We start from the raw sequence: 22,853 nt of genomic DNA, 5'->3' as shown, positions 1-22,853 counted from the left end.
GGCGCAATGGCAGTCGGCAAAAACATCCGCACCTATTTCAACGGCCAATGGCATGACGGGGACGCACCGATCATGCGCGCTGCTGACCATGGCGCATGGCTGGGCTCATCGGTGTTTGACGGAGCCCGGTACTTTGATGGTATGACCCCGGATCTGGATGCCCATTGTGCCCGCGTGAACCGTTCAGCCGAGGCGCTGATGCTGACACCTTCTGTAACAACCGAACAGATGGTCGATCTGGTTCACGAAGGGTTGCAAAGTTACGCACCTGACACCGCCGTTTACATTCGCCCCATGTATTGGGGCATCGACGGGGATCACACCGCCATCGTCCCTCAGGAAAACAGCACTGGCTTTGCCATCTGTCTTGAAGAAATCCCAATGGCACCCAAAACCGCCTCGGCGACGCTGACAACCACTCGGTTCCGCCGCCCTGTTCTGGAATCCGCTGTGGTCAACGCAAAGGCAGGGTGCCTGTATCCGAACAATGCCCGGATGTTGCAGGAGGCACGCAGCAAGGGCTTTTCAAACGCCCTTGTGGCCGACGCGATGGGGCATGTGGCCGAGACTGCGACCGCAAATATCTTCATGGCGCGCGATGGTGAGGTTTTTACTCCAATCCCCAATGGGACATTCTTGGCCGGGATTACACGCGCGCGGCATATTAAAAACCTGCGCGCCGATGGGGTAACCGTGCATGAAACCGTGCTGAGTTTCGATGACTTTCACGACGCGGACGAAGTGTTCATGAGCGGTAACATGAGCAAAGTGACGCCAATCACCGCGCTGGATGACACCCAGTATCAGGTGGGCCCAATCGCCCGTCGCACACGCGAGATGTACTGGGATTGGGCTGCAAGCAATTGCTGATCTGCTCCTTTTCTGTTTCAGTTGCCACTGCTTACCCTGTGGGGCATGATCCCGAAAACAAACGAGGACAAACATGCGCAAGTTCCTAGTCGTTCTGGACGACAGCCGTGAATGCCTGAACGCCATGCGCTTTGCCGCTATGCGTGCGGCACATACTGGCGGCGGGGTTACGGTTCTTTCGGTAATTCCACCGGACGAATTCAACCACTGGATCGGTGTTGCCGAGGTGATGCGCGAAGAAGCGCGTGAACGTATTCACGCCCATTTCGAGGTGTTCGCCAAATGGATGCGCGACAAACAGGGTGTCGAGCCCGAATTGGCAATCCGTGAAGGCGATCCGGTGGCCGAAATCATTGAACATGTCCAATCCGATCCCGAGATCGGGGTATTGGTTCTGGGTGCAGGTACTGACAAAAAAGGCCCCGGACCGTTGGTGACACAACTGACCCGGAACTCTGGAAGCTTGCCCATTCCTATTACTATCGTGCCCGGCGATCTGAGCAAAGAGAAGCTGGAAGCCATCACCTGAGGTGAATTTATGTCCGCGAAGCTGCAGTTCTGGTTCGACTTCGCATCGACCTATTCTTATCTCAGCGCGATGCGTATTCAGCAGGCGGCTTCGGAATATGGAGTTGCCGTAGAATGGCACCCATTCCTTCTGGGGCCGATCTTTGCTGAACAGGGATGGAACAACTCGCCGTTCAACCTCTACCCGGCAAAAGGTCGGTACATGTGGCGAGACATGGAACGGCTTTGCGCCGCGCGCGATTTACCTTTTCGGCGGCCTGAGCCATTTCCGCAAAACAGCTTGAAAGCAGCAAGGCTAGCGCTGGCGATCGAACCAGCTGATCAACGGGCAGCCTTTGTACGCACTGTCTATTCTGCGCAGTTTGGTTCCGGTCGTGATATATCGAATCCGGCGGTTCTGGTTGAGTGCCTTACCAAATCTGGCGTTTCGACTGATCTGATGGATCGGATAAGCGACCCCGCGATCAAGGCTGCCTTGTTCGAGCAAGTTACTCAGGCCAAGGCTAAACACATCTTTGGTGCGCCAAGTTTCGTTATTGGGGACGAGCTGTTCTGGGGTGATGATCGTCTGGATGATGCGATTTCTTACGCCGCCGCAATTTAGAACGGTTCCAAATCTTGACTTCCCCCGCACGGACGCGCATATCAGGTGCATCTTAGACGGAGCCGCGCCATGTTCATTCAAACCGAATCCACACCCAACCCGGCCACACTAAAATTCCTACCCGGCCAGACGGTTCTGGAAGCAGGCACCGCTGATTTTCCAAGCGCCGACGCTGCAGAAAAATCTCCGCTCGCCAAACGCATATTCGGTGTAAACGGCGTAACAGGCGTGTTCTTCGGCAACGATTTTGTCACGGTAACCAAATCTGATGACGTGCAGTGGGATCACATCAAGCCCGCAATTCTCGGCGCTGTGATGGAGCATTACCAGTCCGGCCAACCGGTTATGGGCGCAGGCGCAGAGACCGCCTCGGGCCACGCTGAACACACCGGCGAAGATGCAGAGATTGTCAACCAGATCAAAGATCTGCTGGATAGCCGCGTGCGTCCTGCTGTGGCTCAGGACGGCGGTGACATCACCTTCCACGGCTTCGACCGCGGCGTTGTTTATCTGCACATGCAGGGAGCCTGCGCGGGCTGTCCTTCCTCGACCCTAACGCTGAAAATGGGGATCGAGAACCTGTTGCGTCACTACATCCCCGAAGTGACCGAGGTTCGCCCTGTTGCCGTCTGAACCGACGATTTTGGCATTCGATACATCGGCCGCGCATTGCGCGGCCGCTTTGCTGCGAGAGGGCAAGATTATCGCATCGCACGCCGAGGCGATGACTCGTGGGCAGGCGGAACGGTTGATGCCCTTGCTTGAAGAAATCCTGACCCGGAACAATTGCACATGGCGGCACCTTGATGCGATCGCCGTCGGAATCGGCCCCGGGAATTTCACCGGCATCCGAATCTCGGTATCCGCAGCGCGCGGGTTGGCGCTTGGGCTTGGTGTGCCGGCGGTTGGGGTGTCGGGGTTTGATGCAGTTGCGGAAATTGCGCCCGACGGGCATCTCCCGGCGATAGCTGCACCGCGCGATCAAGTTTATGTGCAGCCTAAGGGGCGCGCGCCTTACCTGACCTTACGTCATGCCGCTGACGATATTGGTCCCTTGTATTTCTGCGAGGACCCAGAACAGCAGGCCCGTGCGATCGCCCAGGTGGCTGCTGGTCGTTGGACGACAGTTCAAGCGCCACCTGCTCCGCTTTATGTCCGCCCTGCAGATGCGGCTCCCTCCAGCGATGTACCACCGGTGCTTTTGGACGAATGACACCACAGGACATGGCAGAAACCCACGCCGCAGCCTTCACACAGTCACGCCCGTGGAGCGCTGAAGAATTCAGCAATCTGATCGCCAATCGCTTTACCCATGTAGTTGGTGACAAACGGTCTTTCGCTCTCATTCAAGTGATCGGCGAAGAGGCCGAGCTGCTCACGATCGCGACACGTCCAGACTATCAAAGACGCGGGCTGGCGCGGCGCATCATGGCAGACTGGCACGCCAAGGCACGAGAACTCGGTGCAATCCGTGCATTTCTGGACGTTGCCTCAGATAACCATTCGGCGATCTCTCTGTACCAAACCTGCGGATACACGCCATGCGGCAATCGCGCAGCCTATTATCATCGCAAAAGTGGCCCAAACGCCGATGCGATCGTCATGGAACGCCCCCTGAGCGAAAAATATTCGCTTTTTTAGACCATATGGTCAAAAATGTGTTGACCGAAGCTGTTGCAAACAGCTTCAATTCCCGCCATCACAACAGGTATGCTCGCTCTGAGTGGGTACCGGGCGATTAAGCCCCGGACCGATAACAGCCAACGGGAGTAACAAATGACATTTATGAAATCCTTGATGGGCGCAGCCGCTGCGGTTGCACTAACAGCAGGTGCTGCTATGGCAGAACCGGCCCTTATCTTTGATCTGGGTGGCAAGTTCGACAAATCGTTCAACGAAGCCGCGCATAATGGCGCTCAGCGTTGGGCGGAACAGACCGGCAAAAGCTATCGCGAGATCGAGCTTCAGTCGGAAGCGCAGCGCGAACAAGCGCTTCGCCGCTTTGCCGAAGCGGGCGCAAACCCGATTATCACAATGGGCTTCGCCATGGCCGATCCATTGGCTGCAGTGGCAGGTGACTATCCGGATACCAAATTCGTTGCGGTCGACGTGACCTGGCTGGAAGCCCCGAACATTCGCCAGATAGGATTTGCCGAACATGAAGGATCATACCTGGTCGGCATGATGGCGGCGATGGCGTCCCAATCCGGCACGGTGGGCTTTATCGGTGGTATGGATATCCCTCTGATCCGCCACTTTGGTTGTGGTTATGCACAAGGCGCGAAGTCCGTGAACCCGGACATCAACGTTGTTGCCAATATGACAGGCACCACCCCTGCAGCATGGAACGACCCGGTGAAGGGCTCGGAGTTGACCAAAGCACAGATCAGCCAGGGTGCTGACGTGATTTACGCCGCTGCGGGCGGTACCGGTGTTGGCGTTCTGCAAACCGCAGCCGACGAAGGCATCCTGTCAATCGGTGTCGATAGCAACCAGAACCACCTGCACCCGGGCAAGGTCCTGACCTCGATGCTCAAGCGTGTGGACGTTGCTGTATATGACGCCATGAAAGCTGGCGAAGACGTCCAGACCGGTGTTTACACCATGGGTCTTGCACAAGATGGCGTTGGCGTTGCGATGGATGAAAACAACGCGGAACTGGTGAGCGAAGAAATGAGCTCGGCCATTGAAAGTGCCCGTCGCGACATCATCGATGGCAACGTAAGCGTTGTCAGCTACTACGAGAACGACAGCTGCCCTGCACTGCAGTTCTGATGTAACTGGGGGCGGGGGCCATGGCCTCCGCCCTGCACCACTCTGCCGCATGCGGCCCTTTCGGCAACCCAAGGACAAGATATGACCGTCCCCGCCATTGAACTCAAAGGGATTTCCAAAGCCTTTGGGCCGGTTCAGGCTAATAAAGATATTTCTATCAGCGTCGCCCGCGGAGCGATCCACGGGATCATCGGTGAAAACGGAGCGGGCAAATCCACGCTGATGAGCATCCTCTACGGATTTTACAAAGCCGACAAAGGCGAAATCTGGATCAACGGCACCAAGACCGACATTCCTGACAGCCAGGCGGCGATCGCCTCGGGCATCGGGATGGTGTTTCAGCATTTCAAACTGGTCGAGAATTTCACCGTTCTGGAAAACATCGTTCTGGGTGCGGAAGACGGTGGGCTGTTGGCTCCGTCGCTGGCGAAAGCCCGGAAAGAGCTGAAAGACCTAGAGGAAGAATACGAACTGTTCGTCGACCCGGACAAACGCATCGATGAGATCGGTGTGGGCATGCAGCAGCGGGTTGAGATTCTCAAGGCGCTCTACCGCAAGGCCGAAATTCTGATTCTGGACGAACCCACGGGCGTTCTTACCCCTGCCGAGGCGGACCAGCTGTTTCGCATTCTCGACCGGCTGCGGTCCGAGGGTAAAACAATCATCGTGATCACGCACAAGCTGCGCGAAATCATGGAGAACACCGATACGGTTTCGGTTATGCGCCGTGGTGAGATGACCGCCACCGTCAAAACAGCTGATACCAATCCGCAGGCACTGGCCGAATTGATGGTTGGCCGCAAGGTCTTGCTACAGGTTGATAAGGTGCCTGCACAGCCGGGCAAACCGGTTCTGGAAATCGAAAACCTCAATGTCACCGATTCGGCCGGTGTCGAGCGTGTCAAAGGCATCGACCTAACCGTTCGCGCGGGTGAGATCGTTGGCATCGCGGGCGTTGCTGGCAACGGGCAGTCCGAACTGCTTGAAGTTTTGGGCGGTATGCGACCCGGGGTAGGCTCGATCAAACTGAACGGCGAACCTCTGGCGTTGCACGGCCCCGGATCGGACGGGCAAGCGCGGCGCGCCCGACATATCGCTCATGTCCCCGAGGATCGGCAGCGCGAAGGTCTGATCATGGATTTTCACGCGTGGGAGAACGTGGCGTTCGGCTACCACCGCGACCCTGCTTACAAACGCGGGCTGTTCATGGACAACGCTGCCCTGCGTGCCGACACCGAAGCCAAGATCGAGAAGTTCGATGTGCGCCCGCCCAATGGCTGGCTGACGGCAAAAAGCTTCTCGGGCGGCAATCAACAGAAAATCGTCGTTGCACGAGAAATCGAGCGCAATCCCGATCTGCTGCTGGTGGGCCAACCCACGCGCGGCGTGGATATCGGTGCCATCGAGTTCATTCATAAACAGATCGTCGCCTTGAGGGATCAGGGCAAGGCGATACTGCTGGTTTCGGTCGAGCTAGAAGAGATCTTCTCACTCTCGGACCGGATCGCGGTTATGTTTGACGGACATATCATGGGCGAGCGTCTGCCCGCCGAGACGGATGAAAAAGAACTGGGCCTGCTGATGGCCGGTGTTGCAGGAGAGGCCGCCTGAACCATGGAAAAAATGCCCAAATGGGCCGATGTGGTACTGATCCCGCTAATCAGTCTGCTTCTAGCCACAGTCCTTTCGGCAATCGTGATCCTGGCCATCGGGGAAGATCCGCTTGAGGCGGTAAATCTGATGGTCACTGGGGCCCTAGGGTCAACCTACGGCTGGGGCTATACACTTTATTATGCAACGAACTTCATCTTCACCGGACTCGCGGTTGCAGTTGCCTTTCACGCGCGCTTGTTCAACATCGGCGGCGAGGGTCAGGCCATGCTGGGCGGACTGGGCGTTGCCATCGTCTGCCTATCGGTTCCTTGGCCGCATTGGACTATAGCTTTGCTGGCCGCCTGTGCTGCTTCGATGATCTTCGGTGCAGCCTGGGCCGCGATCCCGGCCTATCTGCAGGCGAAGCGGGGCAGCCATATCGTGATCACCACGATCATGTTCAATTTCATCGCTGCCGCTTTCCTGAATTACATGCTGGTCAACGTCATGCGCCCGCAAGGGTCGCAAGACCCAGCAACGGCTCGTTTCCCCGAGGCAGTGCATCTCCCGACTTTCCAGTCGATGTTCTCGAGCGCCGAAAACATCGTTTTCCGAGGTGCGCCTGCCAACATCTCGTTCTTCGTCGCAATCCTTGCGTGTTTTGTTGTCTGGGCGCTGATCTGGCGAACTCGGTTGGGCTATGAAATCCGCGCCTACGGCCATTCGGAAACCGGTGCCGTCTACGCCGGTATCTCGCCTGTACGCATCACGATTATTGCCATGCTGATCTCGGGCGCTCTGGCGGGCCTGATGGCAGTCAACAACGTGATGGGCGAAGCCGAGCGGTTGGTGCTGAACGCAACCGAAGGCGCGGGTTTCATTGGAATTGCCGTGGCACTGATGGGTCGGTCGCATCCATTCGGGGTATTTCTAGCCGCTATTCTGTTTGGGTTTCTGTATCAGGGCGGGGCCGAACTGGCGCTTTGGACATCGATTCCGCGCGAACTGATCGTGGTCATCCAAGCGCTGGTCATTCTGTTTACCGGAGCACTGGACAACATGGTGCGCATGCCGCTTGAAAAGCTGTTCATGGCGCTTCGGAAGGGGTCGGCCTGATGGATTTCTTCCTGACACTCATCCAGGTTCTGGATTCGACCATCCGACTGGCTACGCCTCTGCTGCTTGCCTGTCTGGCCGGATTGTACTCCGAACGCGCGGGCATCTTCGACATCGGCCTTGAAGGCAAGATGCTGATGTCAGCATTCTTCTCGGCTGCCGTCGCCGCCGTAACCGGTTCGGTGTGGCTGGGATTGCTGGCCGGGATCGCGGCATCTCTGGTCCTTTCGGCGCTACACGGGTTTGCGTCGATCACGTTTCGGGGCAATCAGCTGATCTCGGGGGTTGCGATCAACTTTCTCGCCTCAGGTATGACCGTTCTTGTCGCCCAAAGCTGGTTCAAGCAGGGTGGTCGTACGCCATCATTGTTCGGTGAAGGGCGGTTTGAATCTGCAGAATTCCCTTATGCGATCGGTCCGGCTGACGCCGAACTGACAGGCCGTCCGGTTTCCGAGCTGATGTCTGAAACCAATGCGCTGCATATGGCCTATTCCGAGCTTCTGTCTGGCCATTCCATTCTGGTCTATGTGGCTTTCCTTATGGTGCCACTGACTTGGTGGATTCTGTTCCGCACCCGGTTCGGGCTGCGTCTGCGCGCGGTCGGAGAGAATCCTGCGGCGGTGGATACTGCTGGAGTTTCGGTTGTAGGTCTCCGCTACGCAGCGGTTGCGATTTGCGGCGTACTTTGCGGCATCGCAGGTGCCTACCTGGCCACCGCGCTGCAAGCAGGCTTTGTGAAAGAGATGACCGCTGGGCGCGGATTTATCGCACTGGCTGCTCTGATCTTTGCAAAATGGCGTCCGTGGCACGCGATGTGGGCATGCCTCTTGTTCGGGCTGTTGCAGGCCATTGCCTTGCGGTTCCAGAACATCGATTTGGGCGGGGTCGTGATCCCGGTGCAGGTCATGGACGCTCTGCCCTATATCCTGACCGTGGTGATTCTTGCCGGGTTCGTCGGCAAGGCCATACCGCCACGCGCAGGCGGCGAACCATATGTAAAGGAACGCTGATAGAGCCAGTTCAGGACTGCCCCTCAGTCCTGTTTGCTGCAAAGCGGCATACAGAGTTGATTTTGTATGCCGCAACCGCTCTAAGGGGGTATGGACGTGTCCCGCATCAGTTCCGCAGCCATGCTATCGACTATTTTCAGGTTGAGCCACGGAAACAACTAGATGGCCCCACCTGGCACGCGCGCTTCGTCTGTTGAGATTTATGTTACAAATGGCTTTGCCACACCGCGTGGTACGGCCTCACCTGTCTAGAAGAAGCCATGCAGATTTACCTCCCGATTGCCGAAGTATCCGTAAACGCGTTTCTACTGTTTGGACTGGGTGGAATGGTGGGCATTCTGTCTGGAATGTTTGGCGTTGGCGGTGGGTTTTTGATGACTCCACTGCTGTTCTTCATCGGCATTCCGCCTGCGGTTGCGGTCGCAACCGAGGCAAACCAGATTGTTGCTTCATCATTTTCTGGGGTGCTGGCGCATTTCAGGCGCCGAACCGTGGACCTTAAAATGGGCACAGTCCTTTTGGTCGGAGGGCTGACAGGCGCTGCGTTGGGTGTTGTTGTATTCAACTATCTCAAGAGCCTCGGACAGGTCGATCTGCTGGTCAAACTTTGCTATGTCGTATTTCTGGGCATCATTGGCAGTCTGATGTTTGTCGAAAGCCTGAACGCGATTAGAAAAACGCGGAAAGGCGGCACGCCGCCTCCGAAACGACGCCAGCGCGGTTGGGTGCACGCCATGCCGTTCAAGATGCGGTTTCGGACGTCGGGCCTGTACATCTCAGTCATTCCACCGCTTGTCGTAGGCCTGTTTGTCGGTGTCCTGTCTGCTATCATGGGTGTCGGCGGCGGGTTTATCATGGTGCCCGCGATGATCTATCTATTGGGCATGCCGACAAAGGTTGTTGTCGGAACTTCGCTGTTTCAGATCATCTTTGTAACCGCCTTCACCACGATGCTGCACGCCACCACCAACTATACCGTTGATGTCGTGTTGGCGGTTCTTCTGCTCGTCGGTGGCGTAGTTGGTGCCCAAATCGGAACAGTCATCGGCGCCCGAATGCCGGCTGAACAACTGCGCGTTTTGTTGGCGGCTCTTGTACTTGTCGTCTGCGGCAAGCTGGCGCTTGATCTTCTGCTTCAACCCGCCGAGTTGTATTCGCTTGGCGATGCGGGAGGGCACTAAGATGCTGCGTGTGATTGCTCTTCTTTGTCTGATCTGTCTGCCAGCCTACGCAGCCGAAGAACAGGTTGTTCTGGGCCTAAGTCAGGATCGGGTGTCGATTACCGCCAATTTTGACGGGTCCGAAATACTGGTTTTCGGCGCGGTAAAGCGCGAAGCTCCGATCCCGGACGGTCCACCGCTTGAGGTCATCGTATCGGTGGTCGGCCCATCCGAACCTGTCACCGTACGCCGCAAAGAGAAACGGTTCGGTATCTGGGTGAATACCGACAGCCTTGTTGTTGATCTGGCTCCAAGCTTTTACGCCGTTGCCACCAGCGCCCCGTTTTCCGAGGTTCTGACCCAGACCGAAGACCTACGCTATAAGGTTTCGATCGAGCGTGCCATCCGGTCGGTCGGTGCGGACATGAGCATTCAGGGCGCACAGGATTTTTCCGAGGCGGTCATCCGCATCCGCGAAGATGAAGGGCTGTACTCGATCCGGGAAAACACAGTGGCTGTGGACGAACAGACGTTGTTCCGCACATCAATCGACATGCCGTCGGACCTGACCGAAGGCGACTACAGCGCCCGTATCTTCCTGACACGAGACGGAAAGGTGGTCTCGACCTTTGAAACCTCGATCGGAGTACGCAAAGTCGGGCTTGAGCGATTCTTGTACGCGATGTCGCGTGAACAACCCATTTGGTACGGGCTTATGTCACTGGCCATCGCGATTGCCGCCGGTTGGGGCGCTTCGACAGCCTTCCGCCTACTGCGCGAGAACTGATCGTCACCCGCGACCGATATAGGGCATGGTCGTGGCCATAACGGTCATGAACTGCACATTCGCCTCAAGCGGCAGTTCGGCCATATGCAGTACCGAGCGGGCGGCATCCCCGACATCCATGGTGGGATCAGGGTCGTGGCCTTCAGCAAGCGCCTCATCGACCAGCCCCTGCACCATCGGGGTGCGCGCATTTCCGATGTCGATCTGACCACAGGCAATTCCAAAACTCCGCCCGTCCAGAGACAGGCTGCGCGTCAGACCGGTAATCGCGTGTTTCGTCGCAGAATAATGCACCGAGTTCGGGCGCGGCACATGAGCAGCGATTGAACCGTTGTTTATGATACGCCCCCCCTGCGGCGCCTGAGCCCGCATCGCAGCAAATGCAGCCCGTGCACACAGGAACATGCCGTTCAGGTTCACATTGACCGAGCCGTACCAATCCTCAAGCGCGATCTCGTCGATGGTGCCACCAGGGGCAAAAATCCCGGCATTGTTGAACAGCACGTCCAGTCGCCCGGTCTGTCGGGTGAATGCAGTAAAGGCGTTTGCAACGGCATCCGGGTCAGTCACATCGGCAACCAGCGGGATCGCCGAGGCGTTATGCTGTGCCATAGCAAGAAGTTTGTCAGCGCTGCGGGCCAGAAGCCCGACAGTCCATCCTTCTGACAGAAACAGCTCGGCGGTGGCGCGGCCTATGCCCGAGCTTGCACCGGTCACTATGATCGTCTTCATGTCTCTTCCGCCTCCAATGTCAGGGATGGTGCCGCAACCGCACGCAGGTCATCCACACGCAATGGGTGGGTCGGTTTCGACAAGCGGTTCCGCACTACCCAGATTAGCCTCTCCTGTGCGCGGGTTATGGCGACATAAGCTAAGCGCTTCCACAAAGGTTGCCCGGCCTCAGTACGGCCCATGCGGGCGGCTGCGTAGATGTCTGGCGCAAAGACCTGAACCGTGTCCCATTGCGACCCTTGCGCCTTATGGATCGTCACAGCGGCACCATGCAGGAACGTTGCCCCCATACGGGCAGCATAGGGAATGAACGGCTCCTCCTCATCGGGCTTTTCAATCTGCACGATCGACGCCGCCGAGACCTGAGGGTCTTCGGCCCCCATCACATGCAACCGCGAAAAACCCGGCTTGCGACCAGGGCCAAGATAGATGACCTGTGCGCCTTTGATCAGCCCGCGCGCCTCAAGGTCCAGCCGCTTTTTGCGGTGCTTCAACGGCAGCTCAATGCCGTCACAAATCAACGGTTCCCCTTCCAGTAGTTCAGTTTCCGGCGCGCCATGTACGGTGCGGAATGCCTGAATCAGCCGGATTCGGGTCGCATTGCGCCAGACAAGAACCGGGCTGCGCGCCATCAGATCAACTTCTACCCGCTGTCCCCAGACAACGCGGTCATCCTTTCGGGCAGTGTCCTCGATCAGACGTTCGAAATCCTCAAACCCCATGGCCGGATCGGACAGAGCATGGGCGAGGTCTAGGATCGGGTTATCCGCAGTTTGCCGATGCACGCGATGCAGGATTTGCTTGCGCGGCTCTGGCAACCCGTCAAACACCATCGAGCCCGATTGGTTGACCGGCGCCAACTGCGCCGGATCACCAAATAGCAACAATGTTGGGAAGATTTCCTTTAGATCCTCGAATTGTCGGTCGTCTAGCATCGAGGCTTCATCCACAAAACCGATATCCAGCGGCTCTTCCCGACGTTTCCAGCCGGTGATGAAATCCGAACCGCGCAACCCAGCAGCGGCCAGCGCACCGGGGATGGATTTGTTGTTGGCATAGAACGCGGCTGCGCGGTCCAGCGCTTCGTCTGTCAGCCCTTCGATCTCGGGCCGTTCGTCATTGCCCGCTAGCCATTCGGCGATCCGCTCGTATTCAGGGTCGTAAACAGGCGTATAGAGGATACGGTGGATCGTGGTCGCGGGCACCCCACGCAGCCGCAATACGCTGGCGGCCTTGTTCGTCGGCGCGAGGATCGCAAGGCTGCGCTTGTCGCGGGATTTGCGGCTTTCGAAATCACCCGAGATCAGGTTGACCCCCGTCTCGGCCAAAGCTTTGTAAAGCTCTGCCAGCAACAGGGTTTTGCCCGATCCAGCCTTGCCAATAACAGCCATCACACCAGACTTTCCGTTGCCGGGCAGTTTCAGCAGAGCGTCGTCTTCAAGGTCTACTCCGGCACCTCGCAACATCTCGGCAATGTTGTCAAAAGCGGCAGCCTGATCTTCGGAAAATGTGACTTGGGGCAAGGACATGGCGCGACCCTACAGGGACGCGCCGCGCGCTGCCAGATGCCGATTGGTTTTTCCGTATGCTTATGCCGACAAAGCGAACCGGTGCTGTGCGCCATGGCCAAATGCTGTCTTGAACCACAGGCGCGACAACTCTCGCGGGATGCCTGCGCGCGCTGCTACACGGTTGCAATCATCCGCTGAATAAGGCCACAGGCCGACCGAGATCTGATCGCGCCCTTTCCCTTCGGTGCCCAAAACCACCGGAGACGATCCGATCATACGGTAGATCCGGATCATGCGGGCATCAAAAACGCCCGCTATGTGGGTCAGGCCAAACCCTTCCATCACCTCACCGCCGCTCAGCATGATGGCCCCGGCGGTATGAGCGCTGGCGTTGCGCGAGAGGCAAAAGCGAGTGACCTCCCAGATTAGTGGGCTTCGGATCGGACTGCCCCCGGTGAGATGTCCGAATATGTCGTTCACCATGACCGGACCGGTCGTCGGTAGGATCCGCATGGACCCGCCATGGCTGCCATCTGCCTCTTCCCAAATCACATAGAGCGGGTTCAGGTCATCGTACTGATCCCGCTCTTCCCCCTTTTCATTAACCTTAACATCCCAGCCAAGGCGGGTTTTGAACTGATCCGCGCGATCCCTGAACATCCCCCTGGCCAATTCCGGAAAGTTATGCAGCTCATCGGCATACAAATAACGCAACATGACGTGTTCCCCTTATCGTCCATAGTTGGAACAAAGGGGGTACGAACACGTGGTTAATTTAAGGTGAGACCACCGTACGGTCGTTAAACGACTATTAATCCTCTACTGAGTGCAGTGGCGATTGCATGAGTCGTATTTTGCGCACCGAGTTTTGATCGTGCGCTTTCGATATAGGCCCTGAGCGTATGCTCAGAAATGGAAAGCGAGTGCGCCACCTGCGCTCGGCTATACCCCAGCGCCAGCAATGTCATTGCATCGATTTCGCGGGGCGAGAGCCCCCGCATGTTGTCCGGCTGCCGTTCTTTTGCAAATTCCAGCGCTTTTCGATTGAGGAAATGCGCCACCAATATGAGATCTCGGCCATACGTTTCGACAAATGCCTGCCATGCGATGTCATCACAGCTGTTGTTGACCGTAAACAGCGCAAACTGTCCGCCTGGCCCCCGCAGCGGGATCGAATATCCCTGATTGCCGACGCCATGTTCCTGCGCGTCCTGCAGGAAGGCCTTTACTGCTTTGCCCGACCAATTCAGCTGTTTCCAGTCCACAGCGTGAAATCGCTGAAAACAACCCAGAATAACCGGATCAATACGATGATAATTCCTGTCTCGATACCGTTCATCCCAGGCATCCGAATAAGTCGTGAACCCGTATTGATCCCCGGCCCCATCAACCCAGTGATATGTCATGTGGTCAATTTGCAGCTTGTCCCGCAACTGGACCGCTACGCTGGTCAGCTCGTCAAGCGTGCTGGTGCTTTCCAAATCCCCTAGGATCTGGCTCAAATCGAATTTTCTTCCCATTCGCGGGCGCGCAAGCCTCATCCTTTGAGGACGCAATCTCGGCCGCGGCGATCAGTCTTGTGTCGTCAAGCTGCTCGGCCAGCGCGCTCAACCCATTCGCCACTGCAAAGGCGTTGAGGTCCGACAGAACGTCCAAAATCCACTCATTTTGCGCCATCAGGGTGTCCCCGAAATAGTTAACGAAGGGTTAACACAACCATAACATGTGCAGACTAATTCGGCCTACTCGCTGCTTTCTACTCCCCAGAAATAGCGGGGTGCGATTTCTTAAAGCATTGAAAATGCATAATCATCGATAGAAACGATGAACACCCGCAAGGCGTGTTTGCGCCCTGCGGGTGTTGCAGCTGCTGTTTGCCTGAGTCCGTTAGTCGCGGGCAGCCAATACTTCTTCAAGGGTGCGCATGCCTGTATGCGGAGCCTGAACCAGCACCGACATGTTGCCCGGCTTGTGTTCGTTGCGCATCATCTTCATGTGCGCCTCAGGCAGATCCTGCCAAGTGAACACTTCGGACATGCACGGATCCAAGCGACGCTCGACCATAAGCTGGTTTGCAGCCGATGCCTGTTTGAGGTGCGCAAAATGCGAGCCCTGCAAGCGTTTCTGGTGCATCCACATGTAACGCACGTCGAAGGTCAGGTTGTAGCCAGTGGTCCCGGCGCAGATCACAACCATACCTCCCTTTTTTACGACAAAAGTAGACACCGGGAATGTGCTTTCGCCGGGGTGCTCGAACACCATGTCGACGTTCACACCTTTGCCGGTAATATCCCAGATGGCCTTGCCAAACTTGCGGGCTTCTTTGAACCATTCAGCATATTCCGGAGTATTCACCGTGGGCAGCTGGCCCCAGCAGTTGAAATCCTTGCGGTTGATGACGCCTTTGGCGCCAAGGTCCATCACAAACTCACGCTTGCTTTCATCCGATATCACGCCGATCGCATTGGCGCCCGCAGTGTTGATCAACTGTATCGCGTAAGAGCCCAGACCGCCCGATGCGCCCCAAACCAGGACGTTCTGGCCCGGCTTTAGATCGTGCGGTTCGTGCCCAAAAAGCATCCGATAGGCTGTTGCCAAGGTCAGCGTGTAGCAGGCGCTTTCTTCCCAGGTCAGGTGCTTGGGACGCGGCATCAGCTGCTGTGCCTGAACATTTGTAAACTGCGCGAACGAGCCATCAGGTGTCTCATATCCCCAGATGCGCTGGCTGGGCGAATACATCGGATCACCACCGTTGCAGTGTTCGTCATCGCCATCGTCCTGGTTGCAGTGAATCACGACTTCATCGCCGACTTTCCAGCGCTTCACTTTGTCACCAACCGCCCAGACGATGCCCGACGCATCTGAACCTGCGATGTGAAAGGGTTGGCCGTGGCCATCAAACGGGCTGATCGGCTTGCCAAGCGATGCCCAGACGCCGTTGTAGTTCACACCCGCCGCCATAACGAGAACCAGCACTTCGTGGCTGTCCAGCTTCGGGACATCAACGACTTCCAGCTGCATCGCTGTGTCTGGCTCACCGTGGCGCTCTTTCCGGATGGCCCAGGCATACATTTGCTTGGGAACGTACCCCATCGGGGGGATTTCACCCATCTCGTAGAGGTCCTTTTCCGGCGCCTCATACGACGCGATACCGCTGTCGACATCCAAAGCCATGCTGGCCTCCTTTTTCCAACTGTTGCCGCGCCGCAGAATCGCGGCTTTACAAAGACGAAATATTAGCCTCTGAGTAATATTGCAACCGTTATTGGTATCTATTTTGTAATTTTATGACCCAGCAGCTGCAGAAATACTTTCTGCACTTGCATCATTCTCAGCCCGAACAACGGGTTCTGATGCTGCCGCGTAATAAGCAAGCAGCTCTGATCGCTCGCCTGATGGGCGCAACACTCCAGCCTCGCGACGCAGAATCCGTCGCTCGACCAACTGATTGATGGCATCGTCAACAGCCTCTCCATCATCCTGGGCAACCGCGTCGCCGCCCAACGTCAGCAAACGCGCCTTCAACTCCTGCTCTGACATCTCACCTTCTTCCTGAACCAGCCGACACGCTGCAGGCACTGGAACAAAGGGAATTGCGGCGCCGATCCTGCGCATCAACTCGCGGGCCAGATCGGTCGTTAGGTCCCGTTCGTGCGCGACTCGAAATTCCTTCAGAGAAATCGGTGTCGCATACCGCACTGAGGCAATCCCGAATCTCTTGTAGCGCCCGACTAGCCTGCGCCAAATCTGCTTGAGCGACCAGCGGGTGATAACCCCGATCCGCGCGCGGAAGCGGCGTTCACTATCCTTCGCTGCCGCTGTTAATACGGTATCTTCAAGCACCCGATCATAGTTCAAAGCAACCGGAACAAACACCACATCCCGCCCCTGCGGTTCGACTCCGTCAAGGATATACTTCAACAATCCCAGCTTGGGGCGCCCCAGTTTGCCAGTCAGACTCAGCCCGCCCTCAGGGAACATGGCCTGCGTCACGCCCGCTTCGGTCGCGTGCCTTACATAGCTTGCAAGGACCTGTCGATATAGGTCGCTACCCGACTTGCGGCGAATGAAATAGGCCCCCATCGCGCGAATCAATCGACTTAGAGGCCAGACACGGGCCCACTCGCCCACAGCATAGGATAAGGTCGAATGGTCTGCCGCCAGATAGGTGACCAGCACGTAATCCATATTGCTGCGGTGGTTCATGACATAAACGACCGTCGCATCGGGATCGATACTGTCCAGCGCGGCTTTGTCCTCGTAACCCAACTGCACCTTGTAAAAGGCGTTACTCAGCATGCGGGCAAAACGGATCGCGATGCTGAAATACGCCACTGTCGAGAATGAGGGCGCAATCTCGCGCGCATAACGCCGTGCCAATTCTGAGGCAACAGCGTCAGGCACACCTTCTTCTTTGGCATGCTGCTGCACCGCGCGGCTTACTTGCGGGTCATAGATAAGCCGTTGAATCATGTCATGCCGCCCCGCCAACTTGAACGGTTGGATCGGACGCTGCAGTCGCTTGTTCAACCGTGCGACGGCGCGCTCAAGGCGGCGGCGGAAAAACCAGCGCACCGACGGAAACAAAAAATGCGAGGCAAATGTGACCGCGGCAAACAGCACGATCAGCACAAACAGCCAAAGCGGGATTTCCACAGTCTGCATCATTCGGGCACAGTGCCATCAAACGCGACCACCCACAATCTGCAGAAACCGTCGATGCCGCAACGCAGCGAATTGACATGTACTGAAAATTACTATTTACCACCATAGAACGTAATTTTGTTACCCACCGATCCGCGAGGCCCGACCCATGACGCAGTTGCAGAAAGATCGCCCCTGGCTCATCCGTACATATGCCGGTCACTCAACGGCCAAAGCGTCAAATGCGCTTTATCGTGCGAACCTAGCCAAAGGTCAGACCGGCCTGTCCGTGGCCTTCGATCTGCCAACCCAAACAGGGTATGACAGCGATCACACTTTGGCGCGCGGCGAAGTTGGAAAAGTTGGGGTTCCGATCTGCCATCTGGGGGACATGCGGGTTCTGTTCGATCAAATTCCGCTGGAACAGATGAATACCTCGATGACGATCAATGCGACTGCTCCTTGGCTTTTGGCGCTTTATATCGCAGTTGCCGAGGAACAGGGCGCGGATGTCTCGAAATTGCAGGGGACCGTCCAGAACGACCTGATCAAGGAATACCTGAGCCGCGGCACTTATGTGTGCCCACCAAAGCCATCGCTGAAGATGATCGCGGACGTGGCCGAATATTGCTACGATAACGTGCCCAAATGGAACCCGATGAATGTGTGTTCGTACCACCTGCAAGAAGCAGGCGCGACGCCCGAGCAAGAGCTGGCCTATGCTCTGGCGACTGCCATTGCAGTGCTGGACGAACTTCGCCCGCGCGTTCCGGCTGAAGACTTCCCAGCACTCTGCGGGCGGATTTCGTTTTTTGTGAATGCGGGCATCCGGTTTGTCACCGAAATGTGCAAAATGCGCGCCTTTGTGGATCTTTGGGACGAAATTCTGAAGCAGCGCTATGGCATTGAAGACCCCAAGTTCCGCCGATTCCGTTATGGCGTTCAGGTAAACTCGCTGGGACTGACCGAACAGCAGCCGGAAAACAACGTTTATCGCATACTGATTGAAATGCTTGCGGTGACGCTATCCAAACGTGCCCGCGCACGTGCGGTGCAGTTGCCTGCATGGAACGAAGCGCTCGGCCTGCCTCGTCCCTGGGATCAGCAATGGTCGATGAGGATGCAACAAATCCTCGCCTATGAAACCGATCTGCTGGAATATGGCGATTTGTTCGACGGCAATCCGGTTGTCGATGCCAAAGTCGAAGAACTTAAAAATGGCGCACGAGCCGAATTGGCTAATCTCGAATCGATGGGCGGCGCGGTAGCCTCGATCGAATACATGAAATCGCGGCTGGTCGAGTCCAATGCCGAGCGCCTGAACCGTATTGAACGCAATGAAACCGTCGTCGTTGGCGTAAACAAATGGACCGAGGGCGAAGCCTCGCCTTTGCAGACCGAGGATGGCGGCATCATGGTCGTCGACCCGGCGGTTGAACAGGAACAAATCGGGCGCTTGAACGACTGGCGTGCGGATCGGGATGACGCAGCAGTGGCCGCGGCGCTGCAAGCATTGCGCGAAGCAGCGCGATCCGGTGCCAACGTGATGGCACCTTCAATCGCTGCGGCCAAGGCCGGTGTCACAACTGGCGAATGGGCCGAGGAAATGCGCAAGGCCTACGGTACATATCGTGGACCAACCGGCGTCTCGGGATCTGTTTCGAACAAAACCGAAGGTCTGGAAGACCTGCGCGCAGCCGTAGATGCGGTAAGCGACCGACTGGGGCGCAGGCTGAAGTTTCTTGTTGGCAAACCTGGTCTGGACGGACACTCGAACGGAGCCGAACAGATCGCCTTCCGCGCACGCGACTGTGGCATGGATATCAGCTACGAAGGTATTCGTCTTACGCCCGAAGAAATCGTAACTGCGGCACAAGAAGACAAAGCGCATGTGATTGGTCTATCGATCCTCTCTGGCAGCCACCTGCCTTTGGTGAAGGACGTGATGACGCGGCTGAAAGCAGCAGGGCTAAGCGATATTCCCGTCATTGTTGGTGGGATCATCCCCGATGAGGACGCGGAACAATTGCGTTCCCTGGGTGTATCGAAAATCTATACGCCGAAAAATTTCGAATTGAATGCAATCATGGGCGATATCGTCACGTTGGTTGACCCAACGGAAATTGCGGCTGAATAGAAAAGCATATTACAGAAATCTCCATTTCTATTTCCGGTAAAATGGGAATAGATAGGTTCGGGTTTATTCAATTTCCCCTGCAATAAGTAGGGGAATAGCCGAAATGGAGAAGATTATGGCGATCGATCTTGAAATAATGTCGCGCAAAGAACTGCTCGAATTGCGCAATCGGGTCGAAAAGGCGCTAAAAACCGCCGAAGTGCGTGAGCGAAAAGAAGCGTTGAAAGCCGCCGAAAAGGCGGCGGCGGAATATGGGTTTTCGTTGTCTGAATTGTCAGGAGACAGCGCTAAGTCGGTAAAATCATCTAAAGCGAAATATCAAAATCCGAACAATCCGTCGCAAACCTGGACTGGGCGGGGCCGCAAACCGCAGTGGGTTCATGACGCCATAAAAGCCGGTACCGATATTACTGATCTGGAAATCTGATCGGGGGAAAGTGGCAAAATGACTATCCATATTGGAGCCCAAAAAGGCGAGATTGCCGAAACCGTTCTTTTGCCCGGCGACCCGTATCGCGCAAAATGGGCGGCCGAAACGTTTCTTGAAGACGTAAAGCTGGTAAACGAAGTGCGTGGCATGCTGGGGTTCACCGGCACCTGGAAAGGAAATCGTGTTACCATTCAGGGTAGTGGCATGGGGATGCCGTCTCTGTCGATCTACGTGAACGAATTGATCCGTGACTACGGCGCCAAAACTCTGATCCGGATCGGGTCATGTGGCGGGATGCAAGACAGTGTGAATGTGCGTGATGTTATTCTGGCGATGACGTCGACCACACTCAGCACCCCTTCGCGCGGGATTATGAAAGAGGTGAACTTCGCCCCTTGCGCGGATTGGGGTCTTTTGCAGTCTGCAGCATTGGCTGCACAAGCCAAAGGTACGCCAACCCATGTTGGCGGCATCTATTCATCCGATGTCTTTTATGACGAACGCCCGGACCTGAACGAACAAATGGTTCGGCACGGTATTTTGGGTGTCGAGATGGAAGCGGCAGAGCTTTACATCCTTGCCGCGCGTCACAAATGCCGCGCATTGGCGGTACTGACAGTCTCGGACCACCTGCTGACCGGCGAAGCCCTGCCCTCCTCGGACCGAGAAAGCAGTTTTGGCGACATGGTCGAAATCGCGCTGCAGGCGGCGTTCCCGGACAGCTGAATTGCGCGATATCTAGCGCCCGTGCGTGCGGTCATATCCGTTGCGCGCGGGGCTGCGCCATCCCTCAAGCGCACCTTCAGCCGGGGCAAAGGTCTCTACCAATAGGGGATAACAGGCTGCGGTATCCGATGAATGCTCGGACGAGCAATCACCGCCCGGGCACGCGCTTAGATTTCCCAGCAGGTCAATCTCGGCGAAAAACTCAAGATAGTCTCCCGGACGGACAGGTGAGGCTTTCATGAAATACTGCCCGGTATCACGCGTGAAACCGGTGCACATGAACACGTTCAATACATCATGTACCGAAGGCTCGGCTTCGGCCAAAGAGACGCCCAAATGATCCGCCAGCGCGCGTGTCAGATTCGAATGGCAACAGTGATGGTACTGGGATCCAGTTAGCAGATTACCGGTATAGGGATCACATCGGGTCCCGATCACATCGTGCACCGACCCGCCGAAATCATCGATTCCGTACCACCCCAGCGTATCTGCAATGATTGTCGCCATCGGTCGCATATGTGGAAAGCTCGACCACATGCGCTCACCCACGGTGATATGTGTGCCATGCAACGCGCGCGTCTTGCCGGAATAGAACCGCTCGGAAAGGTCGTTGAGGTTCCACAGGTTTAGATCGCCAACTTGCGATCCTTCAACAGAAGTGATCCGAAAGAAATGCCCTGCAGGCACCTCAAAGCATTGCGCATCTCGCGGTGGCACCAACACCTCACCCGTTTTGTGCGCTGTATCACGCGCAGTTTGATAGAGCCCTAGATCGGGTTTTGGTAGCCCTTCATTCGGGTAGCAAATAACGGGCGCAATCGCGCGGCGCGCATCTGCATCCATGGGTGGGCGGGGAGTATTCCGAGATTCTGACATGGGCCGAGAGTGGCGCAGTTCGGCCCGGTGGGAAACCCCAAACAGCAGCTATTGCCCTTTCAGACACTGCGTGGGCTCAACGTCAGATTTTGACACCGCGCCACAGTAAGCACAGCGCCACTGGCCCTCGCTTCGATGTTGCCGCCACCTGCAGTCGCGCGTTAGAGACGACGTGCGGGACCGCCAGAAAAAATAGGCAAATACGCCAGCGGCGAGCAGAAGCAATAGAACGGGCATAGCTCTGCATTGCCTATTGTGTCGTAATTTTCAAGCCCGCGCGACACGGTCAGGCCGCGTTCGCATATTCAAACAATTCTGGTGTTTCGTCTTTGGCCGGAACTTTGGGCTCGGGCGTATAGTAGGCCCAGGCTTGCTCCAGAAATTCCAGCGCTTTGGCCGCGTCGTGTTTTTGGTTTTGCATGTTCATCGGAGTGACCTCTTTTCGAACTCATCACTCCCCCCTGCGCGGACTTTAGATCCGCGCTTGTACAAGCGCATCGCATAGTTTTGCAGAGGCGGCATGCACTTGCCGCAACCCGGCAAGTGCTTTGTTTTGGTGCGTGATCAGACCGCGCGGTCCACCATCATCTTCTTGATTTCTGCAATCGCTTTGGCCGGATTCAGACCCTTGGGGCAGGTCTTGGCGCAGTTCATGATGGTGTGGCAGCGATACAGCTTGAACGGATCTTCCAACTCGTCCAAGCGCTCACCGGTGGCCTCATCCCGACTGTCGATGATCCAGCGGTAAGCATGCAACAGCGCGGCAGGGCCGAGATAACGGTCGCCGTTCCACCAGTAGCTGGGGCACGAGGTCGAACAACTGGCACACATCACACATTCATAGAGACCATCCAATTTCTTGCGGTCTTCGATGGATTGCTTCCACTCTTTTGCCGGACGATTGGTCTTAGTCTCCAACCACGGCATGATCGAGGCGTGTTGGGCGTAGAAATGAGTCAGATCAGGGATCAGGTCCTTGACCACTGGCATATGAGGCAGCGGATAGATTTTCACGTCGCCCTTGATCTCATCCATGCCATAGATACAGGCCAGCGTGTTGATCCCGTCGATATTCATCGCGCAGGAACCACAGATGCCCTCGCGGCAGGACCGGCGGAAAGTCAGGGTTGGGTCAATCTCGTTCTTGATCTTGATCAGCGCGTCCAGAACCATCGGGCCGCAAGTGTCCATGTCGACGAAATAGGTATCGACACGTGGGTTCTGGCCATCATCCGGGTTCCAGCGATAGATCTGGAATTTGCGCACATTGGTCGCGCCATCGGGCTTGGGCCAGGTTTTACCGGTGGTGATCCGGGAATTCTTGGGGAGGGTCAGTTGTACCATAAGTTCCTCT

25 protein-coding genes are annotated in these 22,853 nt (G+C 56.5%); 15 read left to right on the top strand and 10 right to left on the bottom strand.

Features of this window, described 5'->3' with window-relative positions; genetic code table 11:
- Positions 1 to 6 precede the first annotated feature (6 nt).
- The 12 genes from AC2TEM_RS14460 (at position 7) to AC2TEM_RS14405 (ending at position 10,443) form a co-directional block, all read left to right on the top strand.
- Positions 7 to 870 (top strand): branched-chain amino acid aminotransferase, encoded by an 864-nt coding sequence (locus tag AC2TEM_RS14460; protein WP_170423749.1) that lies wholly within the window; start codon positions 7 to 9, stop codon positions 868 to 870.
- 73 nt (positions 871 to 943) lie between these two features.
- The gene (locus AC2TEM_RS14455) at positions 944 to 1,399 is read left to right on the top strand and encodes a universal stress protein (protein WP_074736907.1); all 456 of its coding nucleotides are present in this window, start codon (positions 944 to 946) and stop codon (positions 1,397 to 1,399) included.
- Positions 1,400 to 1,408: 9 nt separating this feature from the next.
- Entirely contained in the window at positions 1,409 to 2,002 is a 594-nt protein-coding gene (locus tag AC2TEM_RS14450) for a 2-hydroxychromene-2-carboxylate isomerase (protein ID WP_170423747.1), read from the top strand.
- 69 nt (positions 2,003 to 2,071) lie between these two features.
- Positions 2,072 to 2,635: a NifU family protein gene (locus tag AC2TEM_RS14445; protein WP_170395847.1), complete on the top strand. Its 564-nt coding sequence runs from the start codon at positions 2,072 to 2,074 to the stop codon at positions 2,633 to 2,635.
- Positions 2,625 to 3,215, top strand: coding sequence for a tRNA (adenosine(37)-N6)-threonylcarbamoyltransferase complex dimerization subunit type 1 TsaB (gene tsaB / locus AC2TEM_RS14440; protein WP_170423745.1), 591 nt, complete (start codon positions 2,625 to 2,627; stop codon positions 3,213 to 3,215). Before AC2TEM_RS14445 ends, tsaB begins: the two co-directional genes overlap by 11 nt.
- A complete protein-coding gene (locus tag AC2TEM_RS14435) occupies positions 3,212 to 3,643 on the top strand; it encodes a GNAT family N-acetyltransferase (protein WP_170423743.1) in 432 nt (143 codons plus the stop codon). Before tsaB ends, AC2TEM_RS14435 begins: the two co-directional genes overlap by 4 nt.
- Positions 3,644 to 3,778: 135 nt before the next feature.
- Entirely contained in the window at positions 3,779 to 4,777 is a 999-nt protein-coding gene (locus AC2TEM_RS14430) for a BMP family lipoprotein (protein ID WP_170395841.1), read from the top strand.
- Between the two features lie 81 nt (positions 4,778 to 4,858).
- Positions 4,859 to 6,388 (top strand): ABC transporter ATP-binding protein, encoded by a 1,530-nt coding sequence (locus AC2TEM_RS14425; RefSeq protein WP_480856272.1) that lies wholly within the window; start codon positions 4,859 to 4,861, stop codon positions 6,386 to 6,388.
- A 3-nt stretch (positions 6,389 to 6,391) separates the two neighbouring features.
- Positions 6,392 to 7,486, top strand: a complete 1,095-nt coding sequence (locus AC2TEM_RS14420; protein WP_170408320.1) for an ABC transporter permease — start codon at positions 6,392 to 6,394, stop codon at positions 7,484 to 7,486.
- Positions 7,486 to 8,496: an ABC transporter permease gene (locus tag AC2TEM_RS14415; protein ID WP_170423741.1), complete on the top strand. Its 1,011-nt coding sequence runs from the start codon at positions 7,486 to 7,488 to the stop codon at positions 8,494 to 8,496. The genes AC2TEM_RS14420 and AC2TEM_RS14415 overlap by 1 nt, the downstream gene beginning before the upstream one ends.
- A gap of 260 nt (positions 8,497 to 8,756) precedes the next feature.
- A complete protein-coding gene (locus tag AC2TEM_RS14410) occupies positions 8,757 to 9,677 on the top strand; it encodes a sulfite exporter TauE/SafE family protein (protein ID WP_170395834.1) in 921 nt (306 codons plus the stop codon).
- A gap of 1 nt (position 9,678) precedes the next feature.
- Positions 9,679 to 10,443 (top strand): TIGR02186 family protein, encoded by a 765-nt coding sequence (locus tag AC2TEM_RS14405; RefSeq protein WP_170597281.1) that lies wholly within the window; start codon positions 9,679 to 9,681, stop codon positions 10,441 to 10,443.
- A gap of 3 nt (positions 10,444 to 10,446) precedes the next feature.
- Here AC2TEM_RS14405 and AC2TEM_RS14400 read toward each other — a convergent pair whose 3' ends face one another.
- From AC2TEM_RS14400 to AC2TEM_RS14370, 7 genes are all read right to left on the bottom strand, one after another.
- Positions 10,447 to 11,175: an SDR family oxidoreductase gene (locus tag AC2TEM_RS14400; protein WP_480856270.1), complete on the bottom strand. Its 729-nt coding sequence runs from the start codon at positions 11,173 to 11,175 to the stop codon at positions 10,447 to 10,449.
- Positions 11,172 to 12,704, bottom strand: a complete 1,533-nt coding sequence (locus AC2TEM_RS14395; RefSeq protein WP_170566301.1) for an AAA family ATPase — start codon at positions 12,702 to 12,704, stop codon at positions 11,172 to 11,174. The genes AC2TEM_RS14400 and AC2TEM_RS14395 overlap by 4 nt, the downstream gene beginning before the upstream one ends.
- Positions 12,705 to 12,764: 60 nt before the next feature.
- A complete protein-coding gene (locus tag AC2TEM_RS14390; protein WP_170423735.1) occupies positions 12,765 to 13,403 on the bottom strand; it encodes an acyl-homoserine-lactone synthase in 639 nt (212 codons plus the stop codon).
- 83 nt (positions 13,404 to 13,486) lie between these two features.
- Positions 13,487 to 14,206: a helix-turn-helix transcriptional regulator gene (locus AC2TEM_RS14385; protein ID WP_170395826.1), complete on the bottom strand. Its 720-nt coding sequence runs from the start codon at positions 14,204 to 14,206 to the stop codon at positions 13,487 to 13,489.
- On the bottom strand, positions 14,145 to 14,363 hold the full coding sequence (locus AC2TEM_RS14380; protein WP_152610760.1) for a hypothetical protein: 219 nt from the start codon (positions 14,361 to 14,363) through the stop codon (positions 14,145 to 14,147). The genes AC2TEM_RS14385 and AC2TEM_RS14380 overlap by 62 nt, the downstream gene beginning before the upstream one ends.
- 210 nt (positions 14,364 to 14,573) lie before the next feature.
- On the bottom strand, positions 14,574 to 15,860 hold the full coding sequence (gene ccrA / locus AC2TEM_RS14375) for a crotonyl-CoA carboxylase/reductase (RefSeq protein WP_170395824.1): 1,287 nt from the start codon (positions 15,858 to 15,860) through the stop codon (positions 14,574 to 14,576).
- Positions 15,861 to 15,971: 111 nt separating this feature from the next.
- Positions 15,972 to 17,354 (bottom strand): 1-acyl-sn-glycerol-3-phosphate acyltransferase, encoded by a 1,383-nt coding sequence (locus AC2TEM_RS14370; RefSeq protein ID WP_170423733.1) that lies wholly within the window; start codon positions 17,352 to 17,354, stop codon positions 15,972 to 15,974.
- A 145-nt stretch (positions 17,355 to 17,499) separates the two neighbouring features.
- Here AC2TEM_RS14370 and AC2TEM_RS14365 point away from each other — a divergent pair, with 145 nt between their 5' ends.
- The 3 genes from AC2TEM_RS14365 to deoD all read left to right on the top strand — a co-directional run bounded on the left by AC2TEM_RS14365 (position 17,500) and on the right by deoD (position 20,623).
- A complete protein-coding gene (locus AC2TEM_RS14365) occupies positions 17,500 to 19,467 on the top strand; it encodes a methylmalonyl-CoA mutase family protein (protein ID WP_480856269.1) in 1,968 nt (655 codons plus the stop codon).
- 115 nt (positions 19,468 to 19,582) lie between these two features.
- Positions 19,583 to 19,894 carry an H-NS histone family protein gene (locus AC2TEM_RS14360; RefSeq protein WP_170423729.1) on the top strand — a complete coding sequence of 104 codons (312 nt, stop codon included), beginning with the start codon at positions 19,583 to 19,585 and terminating at the stop codon, positions 19,892 to 19,894.
- 18 nt (positions 19,895 to 19,912) lie between these two features.
- Complete coding sequence (gene deoD / locus AC2TEM_RS14355) at positions 19,913 to 20,623, top strand: purine-nucleoside phosphorylase (protein WP_170423727.1); 711 nt, start codon at positions 19,913 to 19,915, stop codon at positions 20,621 to 20,623.
- 12 nt (positions 20,624 to 20,635) lie between these two features.
- Here the strand turns inward: deoD and AC2TEM_RS14350 are convergent, their stop codons facing one another.
- The 3 genes from AC2TEM_RS14350 to AC2TEM_RS14340 all read right to left on the bottom strand — a co-directional run bounded on the left by AC2TEM_RS14350 (position 20,636) and on the right by AC2TEM_RS14340 (position 22,843).
- Positions 20,636 to 21,499, bottom strand: a complete 864-nt coding sequence (locus tag AC2TEM_RS14350; protein WP_170423725.1) for a DUF1989 domain-containing protein — start codon at positions 21,497 to 21,499, stop codon at positions 20,636 to 20,638.
- A gap of 286 nt (positions 21,500 to 21,785) precedes the next feature.
- On the bottom strand, positions 21,786 to 21,926 hold the full coding sequence (locus AC2TEM_RS14345) for a hypothetical protein (RefSeq protein WP_170395806.1): 141 nt from the start codon (positions 21,924 to 21,926) through the stop codon (positions 21,786 to 21,788).
- Positions 21,927 to 22,063: 137 nt separating this feature from the next.
- The gene (locus AC2TEM_RS14340; RefSeq protein ID WP_170408332.1) at positions 22,064 to 22,843 is read right to left on the bottom strand and encodes a succinate dehydrogenase iron-sulfur subunit; all 780 of its coding nucleotides are present in this window, start codon (positions 22,841 to 22,843) and stop codon (positions 22,064 to 22,066) included.
- Positions 22,844 to 22,853: the final 10 nt, after the last annotated feature.

The sequence above is a fragment of the Ruegeria sp. HKCCD3925 genome (genome assembly GCF_057221175.1).
The sequence above is the reverse complement of the archived record's forward strand: the minus strand, read 5'-3'. Positions and strand labels throughout refer to the sequence as shown.